This is a genomic window from Clostridium sp., from assembly GCF_040797585.1.
In the GTDB taxonomy this organism is placed as follows: Bacteria; Bacillota; Clostridia; order Clostridiales; family Clostridiaceae; genus Clostridium_Z.
On record NZ_JBFNEO010000136.1, the window covers coordinates 1 to 7,804 of the forward strand.

8 protein-coding genes are annotated in these 7,804 nt (G+C 28.9%); 7 read left to right on the plus strand and 1 reads right to left on the minus strand.

The genetic code is table 11. The features are described from left to right. Positions 1 to 304 precede the first annotated feature (304 nt). The 6 genes from AB2369_RS09300 (at position 305) to dut (ending at position 5,621) form a co-directional block, all read left to right on the plus strand. Entirely contained in the window at positions 305 to 523 is a 219-nt protein-coding gene (locus AB2369_RS09300) for a hypothetical protein (protein WP_367666207.1), read from the plus strand. A gap of 70 nt (positions 524 to 593) precedes the next feature. After that, entirely contained in the window at positions 594 to 1,490 is an 897-nt protein-coding gene (locus AB2369_RS09305; RefSeq protein WP_367666208.1) for a nucleotidyltransferase domain-containing protein, read from the plus strand. 312 nt (positions 1,491 to 1,802) lie between these two features. Continuing rightward, the gene (locus AB2369_RS09310) at positions 1,803 to 3,209 is read left to right on the plus strand and encodes a PLP-dependent aminotransferase family protein (RefSeq protein ID WP_367666209.1); all 1,407 of its coding nucleotides are present in this window, start codon (positions 1,803 to 1,805) and stop codon (positions 3,207 to 3,209) included. Between the two features lie 2 nt (positions 3,210 to 3,211). Then, a complete protein-coding gene (locus AB2369_RS09315) occupies positions 3,212 to 3,862 on the plus strand; it encodes a YigZ family protein (protein ID WP_367666210.1) in 651 nt (216 codons plus the stop codon). A gap of 316 nt (positions 3,863 to 4,178) precedes the next feature. Continuing rightward, a complete protein-coding gene (locus AB2369_RS09320) occupies positions 4,179 to 4,919 on the plus strand; it encodes a YebC/PmpR family DNA-binding transcriptional regulator (RefSeq protein ID WP_367666211.1) in 741 nt (246 codons plus the stop codon). 273 nt (positions 4,920 to 5,192) lie between these two features. Next, the gene (gene dut / locus AB2369_RS09325) at positions 5,193 to 5,621 is read left to right on the plus strand and encodes a dUTP diphosphatase (protein WP_367666212.1); all 429 of its coding nucleotides are present in this window, start codon (positions 5,193 to 5,195) and stop codon (positions 5,619 to 5,621) included. A 214-nt stretch (positions 5,622 to 5,835) separates the two neighbouring features. Here the strand turns inward: dut and AB2369_RS09330 are convergent, their stop codons facing one another. Next, entirely contained in the window at positions 5,836 to 6,705 is an 870-nt protein-coding gene (locus tag AB2369_RS09330; RefSeq protein WP_367666213.1) for a CAP domain-containing protein, read from the minus strand. 157 nt (positions 6,706 to 6,862) lie between these two features. Between AB2369_RS09330 and AB2369_RS09335 the strand changes: the two genes are divergently transcribed. After that, positions 6,863 to 7,486 (plus strand): hypothetical protein, encoded by a 624-nt coding sequence (locus AB2369_RS09335; RefSeq protein ID WP_367666214.1) that lies wholly within the window; start codon positions 6,863 to 6,865, stop codon positions 7,484 to 7,486. Positions 7,487 to 7,804 lie beyond the last annotated feature (318 nt).

The window sequence follows — 7,804 nt, forward strand, 5'->3', positions numbered from 1 at the left end:
TAACTTATGTTTACACTTAAATTCTTGAAAGTTATAGATTTTAAGGTGTTCACAAGGAGATATAAGATATTTGTTTATACATAGCAATATAGCATTAGCAGTGAATAAGGAAATACAAGGGTTTAAATTAAAAAATAATATTAAAAAGGAGGAGCTGCTATTATATAAAATATGGATAAATAAACAACCAATATATAGGTTTAAATCTATAAGGAAAATATACATATAGAATAACTATAATTACAAAATTATGAATATTTTTAATAGAGTATGTTTAATCATATTTTAAGCAGTATAGGAACTTATGGAAAAGTTATGTCCTATTTGTAATAGTATAAGCACAAAACATGTTACATGCCAAAGATGTGGAGAATTTATGGAGGATATGGGAAGGAATTCTCAGTATTATGATAGCTATAGTGCTGAAGCGGAGATAAACAACAGTGGAGAATGCATACATTTATATCATTGTAATAAATGTAATGAAGAAAATCTTGTAAATATAACTGAAATATTTATTTAACCATTGAAATAAAAATTAAAATAGATATATAATAAGGTAATGATTTTGTAAATAAATGGGGGAGTGTAATGTGGTAAAAACTATAATAAATTATCAAAAGGTATTTAATAACATAGTAGATGATTTAAAGAAAAATAATGATGTACTGGCGGTATTAGTTTTTGGAAGTCTTGTAACAGGTGATCTTTGGGAGGAATCTGATTTAGACTTTTTTGTTATATGTGATAAAAATCCAGAGAGAATAGAGAATATATATTTAGAAGAGGGAGACATACCAGTACATATAAAGCTTATGAATAAAGAGAGTTTTATAGAGATAGTGGATGGTAACAATAGAGCAGATGGTTTTTATAGTAGATTTTTCACATCAAGATTAGTTTTTTCAAGGGATAGCTATATTACAGATAAATATAATAGTGGAAGATATTTTAAAGATATCGATAAAGATAGATTATCTCTGGTATATCTTGGGAAGTTATTGAAGGAGTTAAAGGTATGTAAAAAGTATATATATAAAGGTGGGAGATATACAGCATTTTTAAGTGCAGTAAGATCTATGGAGGAATTCTCAAAGCTTTATGTTAATTCTTTAGGATATATGACTAGTAAAGATGCTCTATCTATGGCAGCAGATTCTAATATGGAGTTTAAGATTACATTAGAAAATTTATTTTTTTATAAAAATGACGGAGATGAAGTGGTGAAAGATACCATGGTTTTTATAGAAAGAGGAATAGATGAACTTTTAAAAGCAAGTACCAGTTTCTTAGTAGAATTCTTAAAGGAGCAAAAAACTTCCTTAAGTGCTGAAGAAATGAGGAATTTTCCTATATTTAAAGACTTTAATATTGAAATGGAGGAGATATTAAAGGAATTATTTAAAAGGAATATTATAAAGAGAGAGGTAAGGGAGTATAAGACTAAAGAAGACAATTTCTTGTTTAAGGAGAACTCATATCATATATAAATATTAAAATTATTTTATAAAACATAAGGTTAGTTTTAAAATATATAATTAAGATATATATAATTTAATGGATATAGATGTAGACTCCTATGAGTTTAGGTAGGAGATAAAGCATTATAAACAGGTTATAAGTTCTTCTATGATTAATACTTGGAAGAGTTTCGATGCTATAGGGATTCTATAGGAAGCTTTAATATATACTCCTCAAGATTCCTTTAATGTGGACTATTTTATCAATGTATATTTTTGATATTAAAGATGGAATCCTATAATATTAGAAGAACTGGATTTTAGAAGTAAAGAGGGAATTTTATGGACAAGTTTATAATTGAATTTATAGAAGATACACCTAAATATATACAACTATATAGGCATATTAAGATGTTAATAGATAAGGGTGAAGTAGAGGATGGACAGAAACTTCCAACAATAAGAATGTTGTCAAAGGAGCTTAAGGTAAATAACATTACTGTAGTTAATGCCTATAAAAGGTTAGAGAGTGAAGGATATGCCTTTCAAAAGATGGGGAGTGGAACCTATGCTAAAAGAAAAGTTCTTGGAAAAATATTTAGGAAAGAGTATAGAGAGACCTTTAAAAAGCTCTCCATTGAAGAATTAAGAAATAGCATAGATTTTTCTGGAGAAAGTACTAGTAGTTCTTATTTTCCTGTAGAAGATTTTAAATATCTTATAAATAAGGTTTTAGACAGAGATGGGGCAGAAGCCTTAATGTATCAGGAGTCCTTAGGTTTTAGAGGACTTAGAGATGTAATTAATAAAGAGTTTTGGGACAATTCCTTGGATGTTGATGATATTTTAATTGTATCTGGAGCTCAACAAGGAATTGATATAATAGCAAAAGCTCTTATAAATGTAAATGACAATGTAGTTATTGAAAAACCTACTTATAATGGAGCTATGATGGTTTTTAACTGGAGAAGGGCGAATATATTTGAGATAGATATGGAAGAGGATGGAGTTAATATAGACAAGCTTCAGGAAATATTAAAAAAGAATAGAATAAAATGTTTCTATACCATGAGTTATTTTCAGAATCCAACAGGGGCATCCTATAGCATAGAAAAGAAGAAAAGGCTTTTAAATCTAGCTGAAAAATATGATTTTTATATACTAGAAGATGATTATTTATCAGAACTTATATTCCATGATGAAATAACTTATAATAGTTTTAAGTCTTTGGATATAAACAATAGAGTTATATATGTAAAGAGTTTCTCAAAAATATTTTTGCCAGGGATAAGAATAGGATATGTCATAACTCCTAGAAAGTTTAAGGAAGTAATTCAAAATTCTAAAATCAACACAGATATATCCACATCATCTCTTATGCAAAGAACCCTAGCTCTTTATATAGAAAATGGACTTTGGAGAGAGTACATGATAAATCTTATAAGAGAATATGAAAAAAGATATTTTTTCATGGAGAAGTATATAAGAGAAAAGCTTTATTCTAAGGTAGAGTTTATGAGTCCAGGAGGAGGACTTAACTTTTTTATAAGAATAAAAGACGACGTAGACATAGATTCTAAGGAACTATTTTTAAAATGTAGAAAAAAAGGAGTTATAATAACTCCAGGAGTTATGTTTTTTAAGAATGAATTAGAAGGACTAAAATATTTTAGAATAGGATACTCTCAAACCAGTATAGATAAAATTAAAGAAGGAATAGATATAATAAATGAAGTAATGGAGGAGTAGCCATGGCATATATTACTATAAAAAAGGAAAGGGCTATAGGAGAATTTGAAGAAAGAAAATCAGAATTTATAGGACATATAAAAAGAGTCACTACTGAAGAAGAAGCAAGAGCTTTTATTAATGAAATAAAAAATAAACATAAGCAAGCTACCCATAATGTATATGCCTATATAATAGGAGAAAATATGGGGATTCAAAGATATACAGATGACGGAGAACCTCAAGGGACAGCAGGAATACCTATGCTTGAAGTTATAAAGAAGAACAATCTTACGGATTGCTGTATTGTTGTTACTAGGTATTTTGGAGGAATACTTCTTGGAACAGGGGGCTTAGTTAGGGCTTATTCTAAAGGAGCTAGCGTAGCTATAAAAGAAGCTGGTATTGTGGAAAAGGTAAAAGGAGTAACCTTAAAAATAACTATGGATTATGATCTTTTAGGGAAGGTTCAATATGTTTGTATGGAAAATAATTGGCATATTGAAGACTCAGAGTATACGGATAAGGTTACTATTTATATACTTTGTGAAGAGCACGTAGAAGATAAGATAAGAGGAGAGCTTATAGAGTCAACTAATGGTAAAATAATTATAGAGAGAACAGGAGAGGGAATATACTTTAAAGAGGGGTATCGTCTTTATTCTATCATATAAGCAAGTTGAAAGATTTAAATATTTTATGGTATAATATTCTTTGAAATTTTAGGGCGTTTTAATAATAGCTATTAGTTGCAAGGCTAGCATATCTTAAGTAAGCTAGTATTGCAACTGATATGCTCCTAAATAAGTTTTTCTAGGTTTTTAAAAATATTATAGGATTTCTAACTTAAAATTTATTATATATCTTACTTAATATATCTAACTTTCAAAGATCTAAGTTCATGTATAATTTTAAATTTAAGCTGAAAACCCTATATTGGACATTAGGATTACTTTATAATATATTCATAGTATAGGAGGAAGTAGAAACATGTCAGGACATTCAAAGTGGCATAATATACAGGCTAAAAAAAGTAAGGTTGATGCTAAAAGAGGAAAGATATTTACAAAGATAGGTAAAGAAATAATGGTAGTAGCAAAAACAGGAGGATCAAACCTTGATGCTAATCCAAAATTAAGAGACGTAGTTGCAAAGGCAAAGGCAGCTAATATGCCTTTAGACACAATACAAAGAGCTATAAAAAAGGCAGCTGGAGAATTAGAATCTGTAACCTATGAAGAAATAGTTTACGAAGGATATGGTCCATCTGGAATAGCTGTTATAGTAGAAGTTTTAACAGACAATAAAAATAGAAGTGCAAGTAATGTAAGACACGGATTTTCAAAGTATGGTGGAAATATGGGGTCTAACGGTTGCGTATCTTTCATGTTCCAAAAGAAGGGTGAAATCATCATAGAAAAGAATGATGACCTAGATGAAGATGAATTAATGATGATGGCATTAGATGGAGGAGCAGAGGACTTTGTAGCTGAAGAAGAGGTTTATGTAGTTACAACTTCCCCAGAGGATTTTGGAAAAGTTCGTGAAAATCTTGAAGGAAATGGTGTAGAATTCTTAGATGCAGAAGTTAAAATGATACCAGATACTTATACATCTATAGATGAAGAGACAGCTACTAGTTTCCAAAAGATGCTAGATATGCTGGAGGACGATGATGACGTTCAGAATGTTTACCATAATGCTGAGTTCCCAGAAGGATGGGATGAGTAATAAGAAATAAAAATAGTTAAATAAATACTTTATAGTTTTTAAAATTATAATGATTTATTTAATACAGAATTTAAACCATTTAACATATATTTAGTTATAATAATTATTAAGCTCTAGCATATATTTAGGCCCTATGTGATTTTAATGTTATTAATAGGGTTAAGTATATTGCTAGAGTTTATCTATTTTTAAATTTTTAAGCTATAAATCAACCACTAAAACAGTATACATTTAAAATAAATGAAAGATAGACATACAAAGGAGATTAAATTTATGAAATTATTAATAGAGAAGATTAACGAAAAAGCTATAATACCTTTTAAGGCCCATGAAGGGGATGCGGGGATGGATTTATTTTCAGTGGAAGAAGTTACAATAAAACCTATGGAAAGAAAGTTAATTCATACTGGAATAAAAATAGGGCTTCCTAAAAATACTGAAGCTCAAATAAGACCAAGAAGTGGTCTTGCTTTAAAACATGGTATAACTGTTTTAAATACACCAGGTACAATAGATGAGGGATATAGAGGAGAAATAGGAATAATATTAATTAATCTTAGTAATGAAGATTTTAAAGTTGAAGTAGGAATGAAGGTAGCGCAGATGGTTATTAAGGAAGTTCTAACCTTAGAAGTGGAAGAAGTTTCAAATTTAACAAAAACAAAAAGAGGAGAAGGTGGATTTGGATCTACTGGAATTTAAATTTTTATGTAAGCTTAGTGACTCTTAGTTCCCTATGAAGTTTATATGATAGGAATAACTAATCCTATTTTAATTTTACAATAATTTATCAATGGATAGAATGGATTTGATGATTTTAAAATTTTAATTAAATAGATTTTTAAACATGATATGAGTAAAAGACCCATGATTTATAAATAAATCATGGGTCTTTTTTCTATATTATTATGCTAAATTAGTTTGCAAATAATTGAGATTCATAAGCTCTATTTCCATTAGGAGAGAAAGCAACTCCAATTCCCATACGCTTATAGTTTCCATTTAATATGTTAGCTTTATGACCAGGAGAGTTCATCCAGTTATTAACTATATATTCAGCAGTTACAGAGGCTTTATCACGGCCCATGCTGTATTGAATGTTTTCTCCAGCAGCATTATATTTCACGTTAAATGCCTTTAATAAATCAAAAGGACTTCCAGTGTGAGGAGAATTATGATCAAAGTAACCATATTGTAGCATTTCCTCAGCTTTATATCTAGCAGCTTGTCTCATTGTATTGTCCATAGTTAGAGGAGCAAGTCCTGCTTTAGAACGTTCTACATTACATAGTTCTAAAATCTTATTTTCTACACTAGATAAAAATTCCACAGAGTATTTGCTTGGAATCTTTGGTAAATTACTAGGGTAGTTTTCGCTGCTAGCTGTAGAGTTTTGAGCAGGAGCAGCTGGGGTTTTAGCTTCAGTATTAGTATTTGTGTTAGTATTAGGTTTAGTAGTTGATGGATTCTTGCTAGTATTATTGTTAGCAGTAGATCCATTAGAATTTGAAGAATTAGGTTTTTTATTGATTGGTTTTCTTACACCAGTATTCTCCATATTGTTAACATTATTAGCTGGAACTTCTTTATTTTCAGAAGGAATAACCTTCTCATCTTCAATTTTAGCCTCTTCAGATACTGTTTCTTCAGCTTGTCCTACTTCTTTTGATGCTTCTATAGTAGTTGTAGGATTTTCAGGTGCCTTTTTATTTGAATATACGTATGCACCACTTCCACAAGATAAAGCTAAAGCTAATAATATAGATATTTTTATACTTTTACTCAAAAAATCACCTCTTATAATTTATTTTTAAGCTTGTACTAAAGTATAAATCAATTTTATACAAAATTATATAGGGGAGTCTTGGGATGATAAAAATATTCAAACAATTATGTATAATTTTTGTAATATATGGACATAATTTCCCATGAGGTGATTATTCATGGAAAGAAAAAAGAACTTATTTATATTTTTTACGGGATTAATTTTAATAGTATGTCTATTTTTTATAAGCTTTTATTTTACCACTATAAAATTACAACAAAGAAATGAGAAGTTGAGAAGTGAAGAAACTGTTCAAACCTCTGCTAAAGAGCTTATAAGTTCTGATGCAAAAATAAATCTTTACATTAAAAATAAAAATGGAGATTCTATTAAGGAGTCCAGTGTTTTATTTAAAGATATAATGGATAAGCTACAAGGAAAGTATGATTTAGCTTCTCTTCAAAGTTATTATCAAGATTTAGGATATTATTATAGATTTTCTAATAGTGATGGATATGTATTTGAGAGAAGGTTCACCCCCAATAGATATTATATAAGTGTATATGAGGATAAGGGTAAAGAATTTTTTGCTATATTTAAAGCTGATGGAGAGGGTAAACTTATAATTGAAAATAAAGATGAAGACATAAGTAGTACTCCTATAACTAAGATCCCCACAGAGAAAGAGAGAGACATTTATAGAAAAGGTTATGGAGGACATGATGAAAAAGATAATATAACTAATGAAGGTTTTAAAAGTAAGGAAGATGCCTTTGAGGCTCTAAGTGCTTTAACCTCCTAAAAGCCTAGTTTTTCTAGGCTTTTTCTTTTACATGTAGCTTATGGGGAATTATATTTTTATATTCTTAGGTAGAAAGATTAACTCCTTAGACTAGTTAATTTATTTAATGAAATTATTATTTTTCAGAAGTTAAATTTTTGTACTTTATAATTTTAAGATATCAGTTGTATCTATGTATATATGCTACATAGAACTATAAATGTACTATATAGATGTACTACATCACACCTTAAACTAAACCTTAAGCTAACTATGATTTGCATCATATTCAAAGATTAAGTATAGATACGGTACATCTATAGATAAACCACATGATAA

Bases quoted from the DNA above. Each gene is read 5' to 3' on its own strand.
- AB2369_RS09300 (WP_367666207.1), top strand. From the start codon at position 305: ATGGAAAAGTTATGTCCTATTTGTAATAGTATAAGCACAAAACATGTT.
- AB2369_RS09310 (WP_367666209.1), top strand. From the start codon at position 1,803: ATGGACAAGTTTATAATTGAATTTATAGAAGATACACCTAAATATATA.
- AB2369_RS09315 (WP_367666210.1), top strand. From the start codon at position 3,212: ATGGCATATATTACTATAAAAAAGGAAAGGGCTATAGGAGAATTTGAA.
- AB2369_RS09320 (WP_367666211.1), top strand. From the start codon at position 4,179: ATGTCAGGACATTCAAAGTGGCATAATATACAGGCTAAAAAAAGTAAG.
- dut (WP_367666212.1), top strand. From the start codon at position 5,193: ATGAAATTATTAATAGAGAAGATTAACGAAAAAGCTATAATACCTTTT.
- AB2369_RS09335 (WP_367666214.1), top strand. From the start codon at position 6,863: ATGGAAAGAAAAAAGAACTTATTTATATTTTTTACGGGATTAATTTTA.